The following is a 446-nucleotide window of genomic DNA, read 5'->3' as shown; positions in this document are numbered from 1 at the left end:
CAGATCTATGACGCCGAGCTGTCGCCGGAAGAGATCGCGACGCTGGCCTCGACCTCGGGTGCGACGAACGACGCGCCGACGCCCGCCGACGACGCTGTGACGACGGACGAGGACACGCCGCTTGTGATCGACGTGGCGGACCTTCTGGCGAACGACACCGACCCCGACGGCGACCCGCTGTCGGTGACCGGCATCGCGACCCAGCCGGCCAACGGCACCGCCGTCTATAACGCCGTCGCGGGCACCGTGACCTATACGCCGGACGCGGACTTCAGCGGTGCGGACAGCTTCGTCATCACGGTGGAGGACGGGGTGGGCGGCACCGCGACCTCGGTCGTGGACGTGACGGTCGCGCCGGTGAACGACGCGCCGGTGGCGGTGGACGACCTTGGCACCTCGGTGGTGATGGGCCAGTCCGTCGTGATCGACCTGCTGGCCAACGACAG

The 446-nt window shown here is 69.7% G+C and carries 1 protein-coding gene; it reads left to right on the top strand.

The features are described 5' to 3' along the window. A partial coding sequence (locus P1K30_RS23860) for a cadherin-like domain-containing protein (RefSeq protein WP_275635240.1) occupies positions 1–446 on the top strand: 446 nt, incomplete at both ends.

It is taken from the genome of Psychromarinibacter halotolerans, from assembly GCF_029168315.1.
Lineage (GTDB): Bacteria > Pseudomonadota > Alphaproteobacteria > Rhodobacterales > Rhodobacteraceae > Psychromarinibacter > Psychromarinibacter halotolerans.
The sequence above is the reverse complement of the archived record's forward strand: the minus strand, read 5'-3'. Positions and strand labels throughout refer to the sequence as shown.